23 protein-coding genes are annotated in these 18,071 nt (G+C 71.1%); 12 read left to right on the top strand and 11 right to left on the bottom strand.

Annotation, left to right across the window (positions count from 1 at the left end; genetic code table 11):
- Positions 1-377: 377 nt before the first annotated feature.
- Positions 378-1,319, bottom strand: a complete 942-nt coding sequence (locus tag ACZ562_RS23075; protein WP_471182168.1) for a DMT family transporter — start codon at positions 1,317-1,319, stop codon at positions 378-380.
- 74 nt (positions 1,320-1,393) lie between these two features.
- On the opposite strand from ACZ562_RS23075, the gene ACZ562_RS23070 reads away from it, so the two are divergent.
- On the top strand, positions 1,394-2,296 hold the full coding sequence (locus ACZ562_RS23070) for a LysR family transcriptional regulator (RefSeq protein ID WP_471182165.1): 903 nt from the start codon (positions 1,394-1,396) through the stop codon (positions 2,294-2,296).
- Between the two features lie 14 nt (positions 2,297-2,310).
- On the opposite strand, the gene ACZ562_RS23065 is transcribed toward ACZ562_RS23070, so the two are convergent.
- Positions 2,311-2,778, bottom strand: coding sequence for a pyridoxamine 5'-phosphate oxidase family protein (locus ACZ562_RS23065; protein ID WP_471182162.1), 468 nt, complete (start codon positions 2,776-2,778; stop codon positions 2,311-2,313).
- 143 nt (positions 2,779-2,921) lie between these two features.
- Here ACZ562_RS23065 and ACZ562_RS23060 point away from each other — a divergent pair, with 143 nt between their 5' ends.
- Entirely contained in the window at positions 2,922-3,569 is a 648-nt protein-coding gene (locus tag ACZ562_RS23060; RefSeq protein ID WP_471182160.1) for a cysteine hydrolase family protein, read from the top strand.
- 3 nt (positions 3,570-3,572) lie between these two features.
- On the opposite strand, the gene ACZ562_RS23055 is transcribed toward ACZ562_RS23060, so the two are convergent.
- Positions 3,573-3,989, bottom strand: a complete 417-nt coding sequence (locus ACZ562_RS23055; RefSeq protein ID WP_471182157.1) for a Rieske (2Fe-2S) protein — start codon at positions 3,987-3,989, stop codon at positions 3,573-3,575.
- A gap of 134 nt (positions 3,990-4,123) precedes the next feature.
- On the opposite strand from ACZ562_RS23055, the gene ACZ562_RS23050 reads away from it, so the two are divergent.
- The 7 genes from ACZ562_RS23050 to ACZ562_RS23020 all read left to right on the top strand — a co-directional run bounded on the left by ACZ562_RS23050 (position 4,124) and on the right by ACZ562_RS23020 (position 10,144).
- The gene (locus ACZ562_RS23050) at positions 4,124-4,879 is read left to right on the top strand and encodes a HipA family kinase (protein WP_471182154.1); all 756 of its coding nucleotides are present in this window, start codon (positions 4,124-4,126) and stop codon (positions 4,877-4,879) included.
- Positions 4,876-5,259: a DUF3037 domain-containing protein gene (locus ACZ562_RS23045; protein ID WP_471182151.1), complete on the top strand. Its 384-nt coding sequence runs from the start codon at positions 4,876-4,878 to the stop codon at positions 5,257-5,259. Before ACZ562_RS23050 ends, ACZ562_RS23045 begins: the two co-directional genes overlap by 4 nt.
- Before the next feature lie 126 nt (positions 5,260-5,385).
- The gene (fabG, locus tag ACZ562_RS23040; protein WP_471182148.1) at positions 5,386-6,147 is read left to right on the top strand and encodes a 3-oxoacyl-ACP reductase FabG; all 762 of its coding nucleotides are present in this window, start codon (positions 5,386-5,388) and stop codon (positions 6,145-6,147) included.
- A gap of 18 nt (positions 6,148-6,165) precedes the next feature.
- Complete coding sequence (locus tag ACZ562_RS23035) at positions 6,166-6,927, top strand: SDR family oxidoreductase (RefSeq protein ID WP_471182145.1); 762 nt, start codon at positions 6,166-6,168, stop codon at positions 6,925-6,927.
- 213 nt (positions 6,928-7,140) lie between these two features.
- On the top strand, positions 7,141-8,724 hold the full coding sequence (locus ACZ562_RS23030; RefSeq protein WP_471182255.1) for an ABC transporter substrate-binding protein: 1,584 nt from the start codon (positions 7,141-7,143) through the stop codon (positions 8,722-8,724).
- Between the two features lie 89 nt (positions 8,725-8,813).
- Positions 8,814-9,497, top strand: a complete 684-nt coding sequence (gene ung / locus ACZ562_RS23025) for a uracil-DNA glycosylase (protein ID WP_471182143.1) — start codon at positions 8,814-8,816, stop codon at positions 9,495-9,497.
- Positions 9,498-9,622: 125 nt separating this feature from the next.
- The gene (locus ACZ562_RS23020) at positions 9,623-10,144 is read left to right on the top strand and encodes a hypothetical protein (RefSeq protein WP_471182140.1); all 522 of its coding nucleotides are present in this window, start codon (positions 9,623-9,625) and stop codon (positions 10,142-10,144) included.
- Between the two features lie 44 nt (positions 10,145-10,188).
- Here ACZ562_RS23020 and ACZ562_RS23015 read toward each other — a convergent pair whose 3' ends face one another.
- A complete protein-coding gene (locus ACZ562_RS23015; protein WP_471182138.1) occupies positions 10,189-10,662 on the bottom strand; it encodes a hypothetical protein in 474 nt (157 codons plus the stop codon).
- A 106-nt stretch (positions 10,663-10,768) separates the two neighbouring features.
- On the opposite strand from ACZ562_RS23015, the gene ACZ562_RS23010 reads away from it, so the two are divergent.
- Positions 10,769-11,050: a hypothetical protein gene (locus tag ACZ562_RS23010; protein WP_471182136.1), complete on the top strand. Its 282-nt coding sequence runs from the start codon at positions 10,769-10,771 to the stop codon at positions 11,048-11,050.
- 135 nt (positions 11,051-11,185) lie between these two features.
- Positions 11,186-12,091, top strand: a complete 906-nt coding sequence (locus tag ACZ562_RS23005) for a Gfo/Idh/MocA family protein (protein WP_471182133.1) — start codon at positions 11,186-11,188, stop codon at positions 12,089-12,091.
- Here the strand turns inward: ACZ562_RS23005 and lnt are convergent.
- The 3 genes from lnt to ACZ562_RS22990 all read right to left on the bottom strand — a co-directional run bounded on the left by lnt (position 12,015) and on the right by ACZ562_RS22990 (position 15,077).
- The gene (gene lnt, locus ACZ562_RS23000) at positions 12,015-13,532 is read right to left on the bottom strand and encodes an apolipoprotein N-acyltransferase (RefSeq protein WP_471182253.1); all 1,518 of its coding nucleotides are present in this window, start codon (positions 13,530-13,532) and stop codon (positions 12,015-12,017) included. The genes ACZ562_RS23005 and lnt overlap by 77 nt on opposite strands.
- A gap of 177 nt (positions 13,533-13,709) precedes the next feature.
- A complete protein-coding gene (locus tag ACZ562_RS22995; RefSeq protein WP_471182131.1) occupies positions 13,710-14,195 on the bottom strand; it encodes a nuclear transport factor 2 family protein in 486 nt (161 codons plus the stop codon).
- Positions 14,196-14,276: 81 nt separating this feature from the next.
- Positions 14,277-15,077 carry an alpha/beta fold hydrolase gene (locus ACZ562_RS22990; RefSeq protein WP_471182129.1) on the bottom strand — a complete coding sequence of 267 codons (801 nt, stop codon included), beginning with the start codon at positions 15,075-15,077 and terminating at the stop codon, positions 14,277-14,279.
- 61 nt (positions 15,078-15,138) lie between these two features.
- On the opposite strand from ACZ562_RS22990, the gene ACZ562_RS22985 reads away from it, so the two are divergent.
- Positions 15,139-15,588, top strand: a complete 450-nt coding sequence (locus tag ACZ562_RS22985; protein WP_471182127.1) for a MarR family winged helix-turn-helix transcriptional regulator — start codon at positions 15,139-15,141, stop codon at positions 15,586-15,588.
- A gap of 4 nt (positions 15,589-15,592) precedes the next feature.
- Here the strand turns inward: ACZ562_RS22985 and ACZ562_RS22980 are convergent, their stop codons facing one another.
- From ACZ562_RS22980 to ACZ562_RS22965, 4 genes are all read right to left on the bottom strand, one after another.
- Positions 15,593-16,159 carry a chloramphenicol phosphotransferase CPT family protein gene (locus ACZ562_RS22980; protein ID WP_471182124.1) on the bottom strand — a complete coding sequence of 189 codons (567 nt, stop codon included), beginning with the start codon at positions 16,157-16,159 and terminating at the stop codon, positions 15,593-15,595.
- 33 nt (positions 16,160-16,192) lie between these two features.
- The gene (locus ACZ562_RS22975) at positions 16,193-16,372 is read right to left on the bottom strand and encodes a hypothetical protein (protein ID WP_471182122.1); all 180 of its coding nucleotides are present in this window, start codon (positions 16,370-16,372) and stop codon (positions 16,193-16,195) included.
- A 52-nt stretch (positions 16,373-16,424) separates the two neighbouring features.
- On the bottom strand, positions 16,425-16,880 hold the full coding sequence (locus tag ACZ562_RS22970) for a hypothetical protein (protein ID WP_471182120.1): 456 nt from the start codon (positions 16,878-16,880) through the stop codon (positions 16,425-16,427).
- A 163-nt stretch (positions 16,881-17,043) separates the two neighbouring features.
- A complete protein-coding gene (locus ACZ562_RS22965; RefSeq protein WP_471182117.1) occupies positions 17,044-17,919 on the bottom strand; it encodes an undecaprenyl-diphosphate phosphatase in 876 nt (291 codons plus the stop codon).
- Positions 17,920-18,071: the final 152 nt, after the last annotated feature.

Below are 18,071 nucleotides of genomic sequence, written 5' to 3'. Positions count from 1 at the left end.
TCCCTGGTCCGGGCGAGGTCTTCGGCCTGGACGGGTCCCTGGTCCGGGCGAGGTCTTCGGCCTGGACGGGTCCCTGGTCCGGGCGAGGTCTTCGGCCTGGACGGGTCCCTGGTCCGGGCGAGGTCTTCGGCTAGGACGGGTCCCCGGCCCGGGCGAGGTCTTCGGCTAGGACGGGTCCCCGGCCCGGGCGGCTGGGGTCTTGGGCTGGCGGGGTCCCTGGCCCGGGCGGGTCTTCGGCCCGGGCGGGTCTTCGGCCCGGGCGAGGTCTCCGGCTCGGCGTGACCCCAGGCCGGGTCGTGGCCCCGGCCGGGGACCGTACCCCAGCCGAAGGCCGCTCTCGGCCATCGCACGGGCTTCCGCTGGCGCCCGGCCTTCGGCTAGGGCACCGTCTTCGGCTTCGGCCTTGCCTGGGTCAGTGCCGCCCCCGCCAGGATGATCGCCGCGCCGACCGGTGTCGACCAGGTCAGTGGCTCGCCCAGGATCGCGACGCCCGCGGCGGTGGCGATGACCGGGATGAAGTACGTGACCATCTGGGCCGTCGTCGGACCGACCTCGGCGACGATGCCGTACTGGACGAGCATGGCCAGGCCCGTGCCCAGCGCGCCGAGCGCCACGATCGCGAGCAGTGGCAGGGTCGGGAACTGGGTGGGCAGCTTGGTGAACAGCGGGGTGACGATGGCCAGTTGGAGGGTGGCGAGCAGCAACTGGGCGCCGGTCAGGGACAGATGTGAGTGACCGGTGCCGGCCAGGGTGCGGCGGACGTAGATCCAGCCGATCGGGTAGCTGAGCGAGGCGAGCAGCGCCATCGCCGTGCCCGTGGCGTCCAGCCCGGCGAAGCCCTGCCAGGCGCCGAGCACGGTCAGGACGCCGAGGAAGCCGATGCCGAGCCCGGCGACCCGCAGCCGCGTCGGCCGGTCCTCGGAGAGGGCGACCAGCGACAGGGCCATGCCCCACAGCGGAGAGGTCGCGTTGCAGATGCCCGCGAGCGTCGACGGGATCGTCAGCTCCGAGTACGCGAACAGCGAGAAGGGCAGGGCGTTGAGCAGGAACGCGGCGATCGTCAGATGGCCCCAGGTGCGCGCGCCGCGCGGGAGCCGCTCACGCTTCACCGCCATCGCGGCCGCGAGCACCGCCGTGCCGAACACCAGCCGGCCGAGCGTGACCTGGAAGGGGGCGTAGCCTTCGGTGCCCACCTTGATGAGCAGGAAGCTGAAACCCCAGATCAAGGACAGGGCGCCGAAGCGCAGGCGCCAGTCGAGAACCGGGCGGATTCGGGAGGCCGGACGGGCCGGGGTGCGGCTGGCGGTGACGGTGCTCATGCGGACCACGATGCTGGAGGTCACCTCGTAGCACAATCGAGATTTCGAGCGAGGTATCTCGTAGCATTGCTTATATGTTGAACCTCGAGCGTCTGCGCACCCTCGACGCCCTCGCCCGGCACGGCTCGGTCAGCGGTGCGGCCGAGGGTCTGCACATCACGACGTCCGCCGTCTCGCAGCAGATGTCCAAACTGGAGCGGGAGGTCGGGCAGCAGCTCCTCGCCAAGAACGGGCGGGGCGTGCGACTCACCGACGCGGGCCGGCTGCTTGCCGAGCACGCGGCGCGCATCCTGTCGCAGGTCGAGCTCGCCCAGTCCGACCTGGAGGCACAGCGCGGACAGGTCGTCGGCGAGCTGCGACTGTCGGCGTTCCCGACCGCCGCCCGCGGACTCTTCCCCATCGCGCTCGCCGCCCTGCGCGCCGAGCACCCGGTGCTGCGGCTGCGCTCGAGCGAGCTGGAACCGGAGGCCGGGATCAGGGGAGTGGTCCGCGGGGACCTCGACCTGGCGGTGGTGCTCGACTGGTACAACAAGCCGATGCCGCTGCCCGACGGCCTGGTCAAGGCGCCCATCCTGGACGACCCCGCCGATGTGGCGATGCCGGCCGGCCATCGGCTCGCCGGCCGCGAGGAGGTGGATCTCGCCGAGTTCGCCGAGGACGAGTGGATCACCTGGGGCGAGGGCGAGTTCTGCCACGAGTGGCTGATGTTCACGCTGCGCTCCCGGGGGATCGAGCCGATCGTCGGCCATCGCGCCGCAGAGACACATACCCAGCTCGGACTGGTCGCCGCGGGACTCGGTGTGTGCATCGCACCGCTGCTGGGCCGCCATCCGATGCCCGCCGAGGTCGTCACCGTCCCGCTCAAGCAGCGAGTGCGCCGCCATGTGTACGTCGTCTGGCGCGCGGACGCCGACCGCCGCCCGTCGATCCGGGCGGCGGTCCGGTCGCTGAAGGCCGCGGCGGAGGAGGTCGGCTGAGCCCCCGGACGAGGCTACGGCGCTCCCAGCTTCCGGAAGTCCCAGGAGACGGCCTTATCGGGCGTCAGCCGTATCCAGGCGTGCCGGCCGTCATGCGGCATCTCCTCCAGGCCGAAGTTCTTGCGGGCGAACAGGGTCTCCGGGACGTCGAGTTCCGCGCACAGCTCTCCGGTGCGCGGGCTCTCGCCCACGAAGTCCACGGTCCCGGACAGTTCGACGCCGCGCAGGTCGTCGTACTCCTCGCCGCAGTCGATCACGATCGCCACCCGCGGGTCGCGCCGCAGGTCGGCCCAGCGCTTGCTGCGCACCACCGAGTACAGCCACAGCGAGATGCCGTCCCAGGCGAACCAGAGGGCGCTGACGTGCGGCATTCCGTCGGTCGACACGGTGGCCACCCGGCAGGTGCGCTGGCTGGTGAGGAACTCGTCCAGCTCGCCCGGCGTCATCATGATCTTTCGGCCCCGGCGCTGAGTGACGGTCATGCGGCCCCCTCTTCTCTTCTCCCACGTCGTGTCAGAGGAGAGATCCTCTGACATCACGTCAGAAAAGGATGAGTCGTCTTCCGTGCCCGCGCAACGGGGGCTAGTCTCGCCCGCTCCGCACACCACTGCGACCAGGGGGGACCATGCCGTCGTACGACCAGCTCAGCGACCTCCTCGACCCCGCGACCACGGTGCTGCTCACCGTCGAGTGCCAGCAGGGAGTCGTCGGCTCGGACAGCGCGCTGCCAGAACTCGCCGGCGAGGCCCGCTCGTCGGGAGCCCTCGCCAACGTCGCCCGGCTGGTCGCCGCCGCGCATGAGAGCGGGCTCCAGGTGATCCACGCGACCGCCGAGCGCCGCCCGGACGGCCGGGGCGCGAGCCGCAACGCACGCCTTTTCCGCGCCGCCGAACGGCTGCCCGTCCAGCAGCTGGCCGGCACCACGGCGGTCCGCGTGGCCGCCCCGATCGAGGTCGCCGAGGAGGACATCGTCGTACGGCGGCTGCACGGGCTGTCGCCGGTCCAGGGAACCGAGGTCGATGCCCTGCTGCGCAACCTGGGCTGCCGCCCGCTGGTCGTGACCGGCGTCTCGGCCAACGTGGCGATCCCGGCCGCCGTCTTCGACGCCAACCTCGGCTACACGGCCGTCGTGGCGACGGACGCCATCGCGGGGGTGCCCTCCGACTACACCCCCGCGATGATCCGCCACACGCTCGCCCTGGTGGCGACCCTCGCGACCACCGACGAGGTTCTCGGCTGCATCGAGCGGCCGCGCCGGCCGGGGCTCGGGTGACTCTCAGGCCAGCGTGATCTCGTCGCCGGACACCGAGACCTTGACCTCGGACAGCGGCTTCGTCGCGGGGACCTTCTTCGGGCTGCCGTCCTCGATGGAGAACTCGCTGCCGTGGCACGGGCAGATGATGACCCCGTTGTCCACCTTGGTCACCGGACAGCCGGCGTGCGTGCACTTGTACGAGAACGCCTTGAACCTGCCCGCCGCGGGCTGGGTGACCACGACGCCGGCGTCATTGAAGATCTTGCCGCCTCCCTCGGGGATATCCGAGGTCTTGGCCAGGGCGCTCCCCGAGGCGCTGTCTTTCTTGTCGTCCGAACCGCACGCCGTCAGCGCGACGGCGATCCCGGCCGCTCCGACCGCCGCCACGACGGTGCGGCGGCTCGGGCCGGCGGTGGGCTGAACCGATTCGCTGGTCATGCTGACGTTCCCTTCCGTGGAATGTTTCGTGATCCGTAGAGCAGTACGGCTCGCCGCGATCCGCTGTTCAGACCGTGGGAAAGATGTCGCGCGGCCCGGGCGGGCGACCGCGAACGCCCCAGTAACCTGGGGCGGTGCTCAAGGAAGTCACCGCGACCCGCTACATCACGCCCCTGCGCGAGGGCGGCTCGCTGCCGGGCCTCGTCGAGGCCGACGACTTCGCGGCCTACGTCATGAAGTTCACCGGTGCCGGGCAGGGCCGCAAGACGCTGGTCGCCGAGGTCGTCTGCGGCGAGCTCGCCCGGCGGCTGGGATTCCGGGTGCCCGGGCTGGTGGCGATCGGCCTCGACCCGGTGCTCGGCCTGGGCGAACCCGACCAGGAGGTGCAGGAGCTGCTCAAGTCCAGCGGCGGCACCAACCTCGGCATGGACTTCCTGTCCGGCTCGCTCGGCTTCGACCCGCTCGCCTTCCGGGTGAGCCCCGAGGAGGCCGGGCGGATCATCTGGTTCGACGCCCTGGTCAACAACGTCGACCGTTCCTGGCGCAACCCCAACCTGCTGGTGTGGCGGGGCGAGGTGTGGCTCATCGATCACGGCGCGACGATGATCTGGCACCACAACTGGCGCGGCGCCGAGGCCTCCGCGGCCCGCCCGTACGACATCTCCGACCACGCGCTGAAGCCCTTCGCGCCGGATGTCGCCTCGGCCGCCGCGGCCCTGGCACCGCTGATCACCGAGGCACTCCTCGCCGAGGTCACGGCCCAGATCCCGGACGTCTGGCTGGCGGACGAGCCCGGATTCGACACACCGGACGAACTCCGGCGGGCCTACGCGCGGCCGCTGCTCGCGCGTGCCGCCGTCATCCACGAGCGCCTCGAGGGGGACAAGTGAGCGGGCGGGACCTCTTTGAATACGCCGTGCTGCGGGTCGTGCCCCGCGTGGAGCGCGGCGAGTGCATCAACGCGGGGGTGCTCGTGTACTGCCGCGCGAAGTCCTTCGTCGGTGTGCGCACACACCTCGACGAGACCAGGCTGCTGGCCCTCGACCCGGACGCGGACGTCGCCGGTGTACGAGCCGCGCTGCACGCCGTCGAGGGCGTGTGCACCGGCGGTGCGGCCGCGGGGCAGGCCGCGGGCGACGACGCCGGGCGGCGGTTCCGCTGGCTGATCGCGCCCCGCTCGACGGTCGTCCAGCCCGGGCCTGTGCACACCGGCCTGACCGCCGATCCGGCGGCCGAGGCTGAGCGGTTGCTCGAGCTGCTGGTGAGGTAATGGATCACACCCGGCTCGTGTGGCGTTGACACCGCGTGCCAGGGCTTCTAGCGTCACGTCTGCTGAAGGTACTAAGCGGTCGCTCACCTACATGGGCGTCTTTCTCGAGGGCGAGGAGAACCAGCAATGTCCACCACTGAGCAGCGGGTCGCCGTGGTCACCGGCGGAGCGCGCGGCATCGGCGCCGCCACCGCCGTACGACTGGCAGCCGAGGGCCGTGCGGTCGCGGTGATCGACCTCGACGAGGCCGCCTGCAAGGACACCGTTGAGAAGATCACCGCGGCGGGCGGCAAGGCCATCGCGGTCGGCGCGGACGTCTCGGACGAGGCGCAGGTCGAGGCCGCGATCGCGCGCGTCGCCGAGGAGCTCGGCGCGCCGACCATCCTCGTCAACAACGCGGGCGTGCTGCGTGACAACCTGCTGTTCAAGATGAGCGTCTCCGACTGGGACACGGTCATGAACGTGCACCTGCGCGGCGCCTTCCTGATGGCGAAGGCCGTCCAGAAGCACATGGTCGACGCGGGCTTCGGCCGCATCGTCAACCTCTCCTCGTCCTCCGCGCTCGGCAACCGCGGCCAGGCCAACTACTCCGCCGCCAAGGCCGGTCTGCAGGGCTTCACCAAGACCCTCGCCAAGGAGCTCGGCAAGTTCGGCATCACCGCCAACGCGGTCGCCCCCGGCTTCATCGCCACCGACATGACCGCGGCCACCGCCGCCCGTGTCGGCATGGGCTTCGAGGACTTCAAGTCCGCGGCCGCCACCCAGATCCCGGTGGCCCGGGTCGGCGAGCCGGACGACATCGCCAACGCGATCGCCTTCTTCACGGGCGAGGCGGCCGGCTTTGTCTCCGGCCAGGTGCTGTACGTCGCCGGCGGACCGCTCGACTAGGGCCGGAGGAACACCGACATGACTGCTCTGCCTGAACTCTCCGGCAAGGTCGCCCTCGTCACGGGCGCCAGCCGCGGCATCGGCTACGGCGTGGCCGAGGCACTGATCGCCCGTGGCGACCGGGTCTGCATCACCGGCCGCAACGAGGACGCCCTCAAGGAGGCCGTCGAGGCGCTCGGCGCCGACCGCGTCATCGGCGTGGCCGGCAAGGCCCACGACGAGGCCCACCAGGCCGTCGCGGTCGAACGCACCATGGAGGCCTTCGGCCGCGTCGACTTCCTGGTCAACAACGCCGGCACGAACCCGGTGTTCGGTCCGATCGCCGACCTGGACCTGAACGTGGCGCGGAAGGTCTTCGAGACGAACGTGATCTCCGCGCTCGGCTTCGCGCAGCGGACGTGGCACGCCTGGCAGAAGGACAACGGCGGGGCGATCGTCAACATCGCCTCCGTCGCCGGCGTCTCCGCCTCGCCCTTCATCGGCGCGTACGGCGTCAGCAAGGCCGCGATGATCAACCTGACCCTGCAGCTGGCGCACGAGTTCGCGCCCAAGGTGCGGGTCAACTCGATCGCCCCGGCCGTGGTGAAGACCAAGTTCGCCGAGGCCCTGTACGAGGGCCGGGAGGCGGAGGTCGCCGCGGCCTACCCGCTGGGCCGGCTCGGTGTGCCCTCCGACATCGGCGGCGCCGCGGCGTTCCTGACGTCGGAGCAGTCCGACTGGATCACGGGGCAGACGCTCGTCGTCGACGGCGGCATCTTCCTGAACGCCGGCGTGGACTGATCTTCGTCACATTGACACGGGCGCTCGTTGACGGAAACGGCGCCCGTGTCCACATATGGGGGTGCACGGGGGTTTGACAACGTAGTCAAGGGAATGTCGATCAAGAAGTTCGCCGACCAGGAGGTTCAGGCGGCGTGGCGCTGCGGTATTGTCTGCCGACCCCTGGTATGGCAGATCGCCGACCCTTGGTACGGCAGATCGAGGAGCGTGCGCGTGTTCAACCGGAACCGATGCCTGCGGCAGTTGGCGGCCATCGCGTCCATATCATCCCTTGTGGCCGGATGTGGCGTTTTGTCGTCCGACGCCTCCGACGACGAGGGACCGATCGTGGTGGGCACCACCAGTGCCCCGAGCACGCTGGACCCGGCGGCTTCCTGGGACGGCTCCTGGGAGCTGTTCCGCAACGTCTACCAGACGCTGCTCGCCTACCCCAACGGCGCGACGACGCCGCAGCCGGACGCCGCCGAGAGCTGCCGTTTCAGCGACAACTCCAACACGACGTACCGCTGCGAGCTCCGCGAGGGTCTGAAGTTCACCAACGGCCACACGTTGGACGCGCAGGCCGTCAAGTACTCGATCGACCGGATCAGGAAGATCGACCATCCCACCGGCCCCGCCGGACTGCTGGGCAGCCTGGACCGCGTGCAGGTGCTGGGGGACCGCGAGGTCGTCTTCCGCCTCAACAAGCCCGACACCACCTTCCCGTTCGTGCTCGCCACCCCGGGCATGTCCATCGTCGACCCCGCCGACTACCCCGCGGACTCCGTCCGCGATGACGGCAAGGTGTCGGGCTCCGGGCCGTACCGCCTGGAGGCCTACGAGGAGAGCAAGAAGGCCGAGCTCGCCGGCAACGACCAGTACAAGGGCTTCGCCAAGCGCAGGAACGACGCGGTGACGGTCCGCTATTTCCAGGACTCGGCAGTCATGGTCAAGGCGCTGCGGGACAAGCAGCTCGACCTGACCGACCGCGGCCTCGCCGCCGACGACATCATCGCGCTCCAGACGAAGTCCTCCAATGAGCACATCGAGCTGATCGAGGGTTCCAGCACCGACATCAGCTACCTGGTGTTCAACCCGAAGGACCCGTGGGCCGACAAGCTCGCCGTCCGCCGGGCCATCGCCCAGGTCGTCGACCGGGGGGCGATCGCGCACAACGTCTACAAGGGCACCGTGGACCCGCTGTACTCCATGGTCCCGAAGGGGCTGACGGGCCACAGCACCGCCTTCTTCGACGACTTCGGCGAGCCCAGCGTCCCCAAGGCCCGCAAGATCCTCTCCGAGGCGGGCATCACCGAGCGCGTCCCGCTGACCCTCTGGTACACGACCGACCGCTACGGCTCCGACACGGCCAAGGAGTTCCAGGAGCTCAAGCGCCAGCTCGAGGACTCGGGCCTCTTCACGATCACCTTGAAGAGCCGCCCCTGGAAGACGTACGTCGCGGGCTATCAGAAGGGCGAGTACCCGGTGTTCGGGCGCGGCTGGTTTGCCGACTTCCCGGACGCCGACAACTTCATCTCCCCGTTCGTGGGCGAGCAGAACGCGCTCGGTACGCCCTACCCCGCGAAGGAGATCACCGACAAGCTGCTGCCCCGTTCGCGCAGCGAGATCGACCGTGCCAACGTGGTGAAGGAGTTCGAGGAGGCCCAGCAGATCCTCGTCGACGACGCCCGGCTGCTGCCACTGTGGCAGGGCAGGCACTATGTGGGCGCGAGCGACGACATCTCGGGCGCCGAGCGGTCGCTTGACCCGTCGGCCACCATGATGCTCTGGGAGCTGTACCGGAAGACCAGCTGGTAGAGCCCGGTTGTCTCGTCCGCGGTCCGATTGTCAGTGGTCGCCTGTAGGTTCGTGGCCTGGAAGTGACCGCACATCGTGAGGACGTTGACGTGACCGACATCGCCATGCTGCCCGAGTCCTGGCGCGGGGTTCTGGGCGACGAGCTGCAGCAGCCCTACTTCAAGGAGCTGACGGAGTTCGTCGAGGAGGAGCGGGCGAAGGGCCCCGTCCACCCGCCGCGCGAGGAGGTCTTCGCGGCGCTGGACGCGACGCCGTACGACAGGGTGAAGGTCCTGGTCCTCGGCCAGGACCCCTACCACGGCGAAGGGCAGGGCCACGGCCTGTGCTTCTCGGTGCGTCCCGGGGTGAAGACCCCGCCGTCCCTGCGCAACATCTACAAGGAGATGAAGGAGGAGCTCGGCCTGCCCGTCCCGGACAACGGCTATCTGATGCCGTGGGCCGAGCAGGGCGTGCTGCTGCTCAACGCGGTGCTGACGGTCCGGGGCGGCGAGGCCAACTCGCACAAGGGCCGGGGCTGGGAGAAGTTCACCGACGCGGTGATCCGCGCGGTGGCCGACCGGCCCGACCCGGCGGTCTTCGTGCTCTGGGGCAACTACGCGCAGAAGAAACTCCCGCTGATCGACGAGACGCGGCATGTCGTGGTCAAGGGCGCGCACCCCTCGCCACTGTCGGCTAAGAAGTTCTTCGGTTCCCGCCCGTTCACGCAGATCAACGAGGCGGTCGCGCAGCAGGGCCACGACCCGATCGACTGGCGCATCCCCGACCTGGGCTGACCTGCCCATGGGGGCCGGCCCGGCGACGGGGCCGGCCCCGCGCCGTACGGAGCCGCCTGACCGGGATTGTCGGTGGTGACGGTTAGCGTCGGAAGGGACATCCGACGAGTTGCCCGGAGGACACCGTGGCGGAGCGACAGGAGCAGGCGGCGCCGGATGCCGTGATGACGCGGATCGGGCAGGTCGTCATGCTGCATCACGCGGGGGACCGTGAGGAGGCCCGGCACCGTTTCCTGGGCCTGTGGGCGGAGATCGGCGAGGACGGGGACCCGCTGCACCGCTGCACCCTGGCGCACTACCTCGCCGACACGCATGACGACCCCGCGGACGAACTCGCCTGGGACCTGAGGGCGCTGACGGCCGCCGAGGAGCTCACGGACGAGCGGCTCGCCGAGCGCGAGGGCGTGCTCGCCGTACGCGCCCTCTACCCCTCGCTGCACCTGAACCTGGCCGCCGACTACGTGAAGCTCGGCCGAGCCGAAGCCGCCCGCACCCATCTGCGCAGCGCCCGCGGCGCCGCCGACGCCCTCGGCGACGACAGCTACAGCGACGGGGTGCGCGCGGCGATCAGCCGCCTGGAACTGCGCCTCGGGGACGGAGGCCGCGCGGGCGGCGGAGGATGGGGGCCGCCGCGGCAGCGGCCCTGAAGCCGCCGCCCCGGCATCCGTACGCCCCGCGTGCGATGACCGCCTCAGCGCCCGTATGCCTGCTCGCAGATGGCCGCCTCAGGGCTGTCCGCCTGCCAGCCGCCGTACTTCCTGCCCAGCGCGCAGACGTCCGCGTCCTGCCGGATGTTCACACGGACCGCCTCGGACATGTCGGGGATCTCTGCGCGAGGCTGCTGTGGCGGCCGGGCTTCCTCGTGCGGCGGGCGTGAGTGGCGCCGGGGAGACGGGTGTCCCTGCGCGCCGGACGGGCCCGCCGGGCGGGCCCCCGCGGGCGCGGTCGTCCGCGGACGGGGGGACGGGCCGATGAGCCCCAGGGCCTCGCGGGCAGGGGCCTGGACGATCTGCTGCTCCGCCCGGCCGTCCGGCCGGGGCGCCGACAGCTTGAGCGGAGCCGTGGTCGGGCCGGACGCGGCCGGGCGCTGGACCGTCACGCAGCCGCACAGGGCCGAGGCGGCCACGGTGACCAGGAGCGTTGCGGTGGTCGTCGTTCGATGCACCCGCGCAACTCTGCTGGGTCCGGCCGTCTTTGGGACAGCGGACAAGCGGAGGTTGCCCCACACGGGTGATCTCCGGCCCCCGATGGAGGGTGCGGGCCGGCCCCGGGTGACGACGGCCGTCGGTTCAGTCCCCGGTGGCGCCGTCGAGGCGCTCGCGGATCAGATCGGCGTGCCGAGCCCCTGCCCGCCTTCCACCGCGGCCGCCTGGCCCTTCCCGGCGACGCCGCCCTGGCCGGGCCCCACGCTCGGCAAGGGCGGCGGCCAGGCCATCGAGGACGCGATCGTCCTCGCCCACGACCGGGCCGGCCTGGCCCCCTGCACGGCTGCCCGACTGCCCCGTACGACGGCCGTCGCCGCTGGGCCGTGTGGGGCGTCCACCTCGACATGACGGGCGATCGATCCCTCCTGGCCGGCCGGCCCGACCTGTTCCCGCGCGGCTGCGGGGGAATCGCCGGCCGACGGCGCCCGCAGCAGCCGTATGCTTCCGGCATGACCGCGGCAGGCAACCGGTAGAGGAGACCAAGTGAAGGTCGGCTGCATCGGACTCGGCGACATCGCGCTGAAGGCCTACCTGCCTGTACTCGCCGTGCAGCCCGGCATCGAACTGCACCTGCAGACCCGGACCCCCGCCACGCTCGCCCAGGTCGCCGACGGCCTCCACCTTCCCGACGCGCAGCGCCACGCCGACCTCGACGCGCTGCTCGCCCAGGACCTCGACGCCGCCTTCGTGCACGCGCCCACCGCCGCTCACCCGGACATCGTCACCCGCCTCCTCGAAGCGGGCGTACCCACGTATGTCGACAAGCCGCTCGCCTACGAACTCGCCGACTCCGCGCGGCTGGTGGCGCTCGCCGAGCAGCGGAACGTGAGTCTCGCCGTAGGCTTCAACCGGCGCTACGCCCCCGCCTACGCGCAGTGCGCCGACCACCCGCGCGAGCTGATCCTCATGCAGAAGAACCGGATCGGGCTGCCGGAGGAGTCGCGCACGATGATCCTCGACGACTTCATCCACGTCGTCGACACGTTGCGCTTCCTGGTGCCCGGCCCGGTCGACGACGTGACCGTCCGCGCACGCGTCGAGGGCGGTCTGCTGCACCACGTCGTGCTGCAGCTCGCCGGCCACGGCTTCACCGCGCTCGGCGTGATGAACCGGCTCAGCGGTTCGGCCGAGGAGATCCTGGAGGTGTCCGGGCAGGACACCAAGCGGCAGGTGCTCAACCTCGCCGAGGTGATCGACCACAAGGGGCAGCCGACCGTGCGGCGGCGCGGGGACTGGGTGCCGGTGGCCCGGCAGCGCGGCATCGAGCAGGCGGTCCTGGCCTTCCTCGACGCCGTGCGCGCGGGCAAGGTGCTCAGCGCCCGGGACGCGCTGGCGACCCACGAGCTGTGCGAGCGGGTGGTGCGTGCGGTTCAGGGGCGGGCCGCCTGAACCGCAGGTTCCGTGCGCCCTCCGCCGCGCACCAGGCGGCGATGATCAGGAGCGCCGCGTGCACCGGCCAGTCGCCGAACCGGACGTACGGGGTGACGCCGTGCGCGAGCGGGATGTCGTACACCTCGGCAGTGCTCGCCCCGGTGCCGAGCCACTGGCCGAGTCGCTGCCCGCCGGGGCCGTAGACGGCGGAGACCCCGGTCAGCGTCGCGTGGACCATGGGGCGGCCGGTCTCGGCGGCGCGCAGCGCGGCGAGTGAGGCGTGCTGCTCGGGCGCCCAGCTGTGCTGGAACGTCGACGTCGAGGACTCGGCGATCAATACGTCGGCGCCGTCGTCGGCGAGGTGGCGGCTCATGTCGGGGAACGCGGTCTCGAAGCAGACCATCGGGCCGACGGCCAGGCCGTGCCCGGCGTTCATGACCACCTGCTCGGCGCCGCGCCTGCGGTCCTCGCCGGCCGCCTTGCCCACGGAGGTCGCCCAGCCGAGCAGCGAGCGCGCCGGGACGTACTCACCGAAGGGGACCAGCCGCATCTTGTCGTAGCGGTCGCCGGTGAGGCCGTCGGGGCCGACCAGGACCGAACTCTTGTAGATGCCGGGTTTGTCGGAACGCCGCGCGTCCACGTTGACCAGGATGTCGGCCCCGGTCTCGCGCGAGAGCGCCGCGATCCGCTTCGCGAGGTCGAGCCGCTGACCCAGGTCGAACCCGACGCTGCTCTCGCCCCAGACGATCAGGTCGACGTCCTGCCCGGCGAGGCGACGGGTCAGCTGCTCCTCGCGGTCGAAGCGGCGGTCGCCGCTTTCGGTGCCGTCGACGATGCCCGGTTGTACGACCGCTATCCGGACCCCGCCGTCCACGTCGGGCCGCGGCGACCACACCCAGGCCGCCGAGGTCGCGGCGGCCGTGGCGACGAGGCCCGCCACGGCGGGCATCCGGGACCGGGGGACCGAGACGAGCACGGCGAGCGCGATGTTGACCGCCACCACCAGGAAACTGAGCAGCCACACCCCGCCGACCGAGGCGAGCCGCAGTGCCGGCTCCACCTGCCACTGGCTCGCGCCGAGCATGCCCCACGGCCCGCCGAGCCCTTGCCAGGAACGGACCAGTTCGACCACGAGCCAGCCCGACGGCAGGACGACGAGGGCGGCCGCGATCCGTCCCCGGCCTGGCGTGCCGGCCAGGAACCGGCGCACCAGCACGCCCCACGGCGCCCACAGAACGCCGAGCAGTGCCGCGATCACAAAGGTGAACACGTGCAGACTGGGCAGCAGCCAGTGGTGCATCGCCAGCATGAATCCGAAGCCGCCGCACCAGCCGTCGTACGCCGCCCGCTTCCAGGTCGGCGCGGAGCGGATGAGCGCGACCCACGGGACCAGGGCGACATAGGCGAACCACCACAGGGACGGGGCGGGGAAGGCGAGCACGGGCAGGGCGCCCGCCAGCGCGGCGACGGGCGTACGCCGCCACCGGGAGGCGAGCCACCCGCCCTCGGCCCGGGCGGCCGTCGTACGCCGCCGCGGGGAGGCGGGCCAGGTGCCGAAGGTCTTCACGGCAGTTCCCTACCCAGGGGGTGGCTCCAGTGTGCGTGCTGTGAACGATCCCCGACAGACGGAGCCGGCTCAGCCGATCACAGGAGCGGTGTGCCGGTCGGGCAGACGGCGCCACTTCTCCTGGACGACCACCTCGTGCAGTCGCCAGCCGTCCACCGTGCGCAGCAACCCGAAGGCGTACCGCCCGCCGCACACGAAGTCCGGCGCCGTCGAAGCGCCGTCCTGTGTGGCGAAGCGCATCGGATTGACGTAGTCGGCCCTGACCTCGGCCGTGTCGCCCGTGTCCTGCTCCAGCAGGCCGAAGCGGACCCGGCGGTTGACGATCAGATGCTGCCGCATCGGAAACTGCCGCATGCTTTCCGCGAACCACCCCGCGACCTGCCCCGCTGCCCCCTCGATACCGCCCGCCGAACGGTAGTCCGCACGCCCGTCCGGCGTGAACAGCCCCCGGTATCCCTCCCAGTCCGCGTCGTCGACCGCCACCGCGTAGTCGGTGATCAGTCCGTCGACGGCCAGCCGGTCCATCACGGTCGCGAGCTCCACACGCTGCGTCATCGGCTCAGTGTTGGCCATGGGGCGTGCCGCGCCAAGGGGAGTGCCGCGAGATTCGCTGCTCTTTCGAGTGATCGGCCGGCGTCAGCGGGTGGCGGCGGAGCGGCTGCCGGTCCGGCGCAGGTGCGTGTCGATCAGGGCGAACGTGGCCTCGGGCTGTTCGATGTGCGGCAGGTGTCCGGCTTGGGGGACGACCTCGAGGCGGCCGTCGGGGAAGGCGTCTGCGTAGGCCGCGCCGTAGGCGGGGGTGACGATACGGTCGCTCGCGCCCCACAGCAGCAGGGCCGGGACGTCGACGTGGCGCAGACGGTCGAACAGCTCCGGGTCGTGCATGTAGGGGTCGCCCGCGAGTATCCGCACGGTGGCCATGTTGGCCTGCTGGGCGGCGAGTTGCTCCGGCGGGAGGAGGGCGGGGTCCTGGTAGAAGCGGTCCGGGTCGTGCCAGGCGTGGTCGGCGATGCCACGGGCGTCGAGGGCGAAGATGTCCCGGATCGGTTCGGAGGGGACGTGCACACCGACGGCGTCGATCAGGACGAGGCCGGTGATGACGCCCGCCGTGTCGCGTACGGCCATCTCCGCTGCCGTCCAGCCGCCGAGCGAGGATCCCACGACGAGGACGTCGCGCAGCCCGAGGGTGTGGAGGTGGTGGAGGTAGGCCAGGGCGAGGTCGTCGATTCCGGTCAGCCGGTCCGGGCGCTCGGTGCCGTTCCAGCCCGGGTGCGTCGGGGTGAGGGTGTGGGCCGTCTTCGACAGGTGGGCGGCGAGTCCGGCAACCGTGGCCGGTCCGCCGCCGCCGTGCAGGACGAGGACGGGGCGGCCGGTTCCGGCCGTGGTCAGGGCGAGAGGCAGGTCGGGGTACAGGCTGATCCTGTGGTCGGTAGGCATGCGCCGAGCATAACTAAAGATATTTATTTAAGCTAGCTTAGTCATGCTCTAGACTGGGCCCATGCCCGATGAACTGCAGGTCCTGGGAAGAGCGGTCAAGCAAGCGCAGTACCGGCAGCACCGGGCCCTGGACAGCCGGCTCGCCGGTGCCGGCACGACGCTGGCCCAGTGGGACGCGCTCCGGGCGATCAGCGAGTCTCCCGGGGCAACGGCTCGCGCGCTGGCCGCCACCACGTTCCAGAGCGAGCAGGCCTTCGGCACGCTCGCCGGGCGACTGGTGGCCCTGGGCCAGATCGAGCGCCGCCCGGGCACCGGCCGGCGCATCGAGCACTACCTCACCCCGACGGGTGAACAGGTCATGGCGGCCGGACACCGCATCGCCGACGAGGTTCTGAGCACCTGCTTCGCACCCTTGAGCGCGTCCGAGCGCGCAACGCTGCTGAGTCTGCTGCGGCGCGTCACCGCGGACGCGGACGGGAACGGGGGCGGGGGCGGGGGCGGGGACGCGTAGGGGGTCAGCCGGCTCGCAGTCGTTGGAAGGCGGTCGGGGTGGGTCTCGCCGACAGGAAGTCCTTGATACGGCCGGCGCATTCGCGGGGAGTGGAGCGGCCGGTGTCGCACTCGAGGTCGTAGACACGATGGGCGTGCACCTGCTCCAGCTGCCGGGCGGCGAGGCCCGGCGGCCGGTCGGCGCGATGCCGCTCCCGGCGCTCCAGCTCCTCCAACGGGCAGTGCACGCCTACGAGTACGACGTCCTCGGGCACGAAGAGCGAGAGACAGTCCGTCAGCCGCCACTCGGCGCTCAGCACGTGATCCATGACGATGTTGTTGCCGGCCGCGGCCATGCAGGCGACCGCTCGGTGGTAGCCCTGCCAGGTGCGGTGCAGGACGGTGGCGAGCCGGTCGGGCGGGATCTCGGCGCGGGAGCGCATCGCGTGGAACGCGTCGACGGGCATGTGGAAGTACGGCTCGTCGAGGATCCGCAGCAGCTCGGCCGCGATGCTCGACTTGCCCGAACTCGACGTGCCGTTCAGGAAGATGACGAGGCCGCGGGGGGCCGGGACGCTGTGCAGATGCTCCACGAGCTGGATCCTGGAGTGATGTGGGTGGTCGGTTCAGGCCGCCTCGATGACCTCTCCCCGGATTGCGGCCGCCCACTCGACCACCAGCAGCTCGTATTCCGCCCGCTCCTGGGTCGACAGGGAGCCGCCCGCGCGCAGCCAGAGGGCCCGGATCTGCTCGTTGACTTCGGAAGCAGAGCGCACGGAACCAGAGGCAACGGAATCGGGGGACATGCCGACAAGCCTAGAGCCAACCACTGACAGCCCGCTACCGAACGGCTACGCATCAAGTATGGGCTTGGTCACGGAAATTGACGCGCACCGGGCGCTGGGCTGACTCGTCGTTCAGTCGATCCGGACGACCACGCACGGTCCGCGTCGGGCGGCGCCTCGGTAGAAGTCCCGCATGGCGGCGAAGTGTTCGGCCGGACAGCGCCGTACGTCGCTGTCGAAGCCGCGGCTGAACCCGCAGGCCTTCGCGATCGTCCGGGGCTGTGGGCAGAGGCGCGAGCAGCGCGTCGAGGTCCACGGCCTCGAGTGCGCGGGCGAGGTCCTTGACGGCGTCGCGCGTCAGCACCTGCGGCGGGCCGTCGCAGCCGTCGTACACCTCGTCGTGATACAGGAAGCCGACGTCGGGGAAGCCCGCGGCCCCGCCCGGGTCGCCGGAGATCGCTCGGTCGAGCAGGGCGATCACGGCCCGGTCGGCGACCGTCGAGCGGTAGAACCACAGCAGGCCCCACACCGGCCCGTCCGTGTCCAGGAGGTCGTCGTCCGGCGGATCCCAGCCGGGCGCGGCATCCGGGGAGTCGAGCGCCGCGGCACGGCAGCGCCCCGGATACGCCGGACTGACGCGGGCGCATTGCTGGTTCGGCGCTACGGATGCGGGCCCGTTCCCCGCCGGCCGGTCAGCCCGCCGACTCCGCCGCGTGCGGGCTGAGTGCGCCCGCCGCCACCAGGGCGATGATGACGATGCCGAGCACGATGCGGTACCAGACGAACGGCATGAAGCTCTTGGTCGAGATGTACTTCATGAACCAGGCGATGACGGCGTATCCGGACACGAACGCGATCACCGTCGCGAACATCGTCGGCCCCCAGGCCACATGGTCGCTCTCCATCGCGTCCTTGAGCTCGAACACCCCGGAGGCGAGCACTGCAGGGATGGCGAGCAGGAACGAGTAGCGGGCCGCGGCTTCGCGCCGGTAGCCCATGAACAGGCCGCCGCTGATGGTGGCACCGGAGCGGGAGACGCCCGGGATCAGGGCGCACGCCTGGCAGAGGCCGTAGATCAGGCCGTCCTTCACGCCGAGGTCCTCGAGGCTCTTGCGCTGCTTGGGCGCACGGTGCTTGCCGCCCGCCTCGTCGCGCGCCGCCAGCCGGTCGGCGATGCCGATGACGATGCCCACGACGATCAGCATGGTCGCGGTGACCCGCAGATCGCGGAACGGCCCCTCGATCTGGTCCTTGAGCGTCACACCGAGGACGCCGATGGGTATCGAGCCGACGATCACCAGCCAGCCCATCTGCGCGTCGTGGTCCGCGCGCATCTCCTTGTCGACCAGTGAGCGGGCCCACGCCGAGATGATCCGCCCGATGTCCTTGCGGAAGTAGATCAGCACGGCGGTCTCCGTACCGATCTGGGTGATTGCAGTGAAGGCCGCCCCGGGGTCGTTCCAGCCGGCGAAGGCGGCGGTCAGCCGCAGGTGCGCGCTGGAGGAGACGGGGAGGAACTCGGTCAGCCCCTGGACGAGTCCGAGGATGAGGGATTCAAACCAAGACATGAAGTTAGGAGTCCAAGTGCTGATCGTGGAAGGGGCAACGGACGCAGCGATCCGCCGGGTTCGCTGATCACGTGTGTCGAGGGTGCAGCGTAGCGTCCCGCGGTGAAAAGCCCTCCACAGGGGCTTCGCGGGTGACGGGCGGCCGCGCCCTC

It is taken from the genome of Streptomyces sp. NPDC040410 (genome assembly GCF_055595715.1).
The sequence above is the reverse complement of the archived record's forward strand: the minus strand, read 5'-3'. Positions and strand labels throughout refer to the sequence as shown.

Excerpts from the sequence above, each read along its gene's own strand:
- ACZ562_RS22965 (WP_471182117.1), bottom strand. The coding sequence starts at position 17,919 with ATGTCTTGGTTTGAATCCCTCATCCTCGGACTCGTCCAGGGGCTGACC.
- ACZ562_RS23065 (WP_471182162.1), bottom strand. The coding sequence starts at position 2,778 with ATGACCGTCACTCAGCGCCGGGGCCGAAAGATCATGATGACGCCGGGC.
- ACZ562_RS23055 (WP_471182157.1), bottom strand. The coding sequence starts at position 3,989 with ATGACCAGCGAATCGGTTCAGCCCACCGCCGGCCCGAGCCGCCGCACC.
- ACZ562_RS23035 (WP_471182145.1), top strand. The coding sequence starts at position 6,166 with ATGACTGCTCTGCCTGAACTCTCCGGCAAGGTCGCCCTCGTCACGGGC.
- ACZ562_RS22995 (WP_471182131.1), bottom strand. The coding sequence starts at position 14,195 with ATGACGCAGCGTGTGGAGCTCGCGACCGTGATGGACCGGCTGGCCGTC.
- ACZ562_RS22975 (WP_471182122.1), bottom strand. The coding sequence starts at position 16,372 with ATGTCCCCCGATTCCGTTGCCTCTGGTTCCGTGCGCTCTGCTTCCGAA.
- ACZ562_RS22985 (WP_471182127.1), top strand. The coding sequence starts at position 15,139 with ATGCCCGATGAACTGCAGGTCCTGGGAAGAGCGGTCAAGCAAGCGCAG.
- fabG (WP_471182148.1), top strand. The coding sequence starts at position 5,386 with ATGTCCACCACTGAGCAGCGGGTCGCCGTGGTCACCGGCGGAGCGCGC.
- ACZ562_RS23060 (WP_471182160.1), top strand. The coding sequence starts at position 2,922 with ATGCCGTCGTACGACCAGCTCAGCGACCTCCTCGACCCCGCGACCACG.
- ACZ562_RS23075 (WP_471182168.1), bottom strand. The coding sequence starts at position 1,319 with ATGAGCACCGTCACCGCCAGCCGCACCCCGGCCCGTCCGGCCTCCCGA.
- ACZ562_RS23070 (WP_471182165.1), top strand. The coding sequence starts at position 1,394 with ATGTTGAACCTCGAGCGTCTGCGCACCCTCGACGCCCTCGCCCGGCAC.
- ACZ562_RS22990 (WP_471182129.1), bottom strand. The coding sequence starts at position 15,077 with ATGCCTACCGACCACAGGATCAGCCTGTACCCCGACCTGCCTCTCGCC.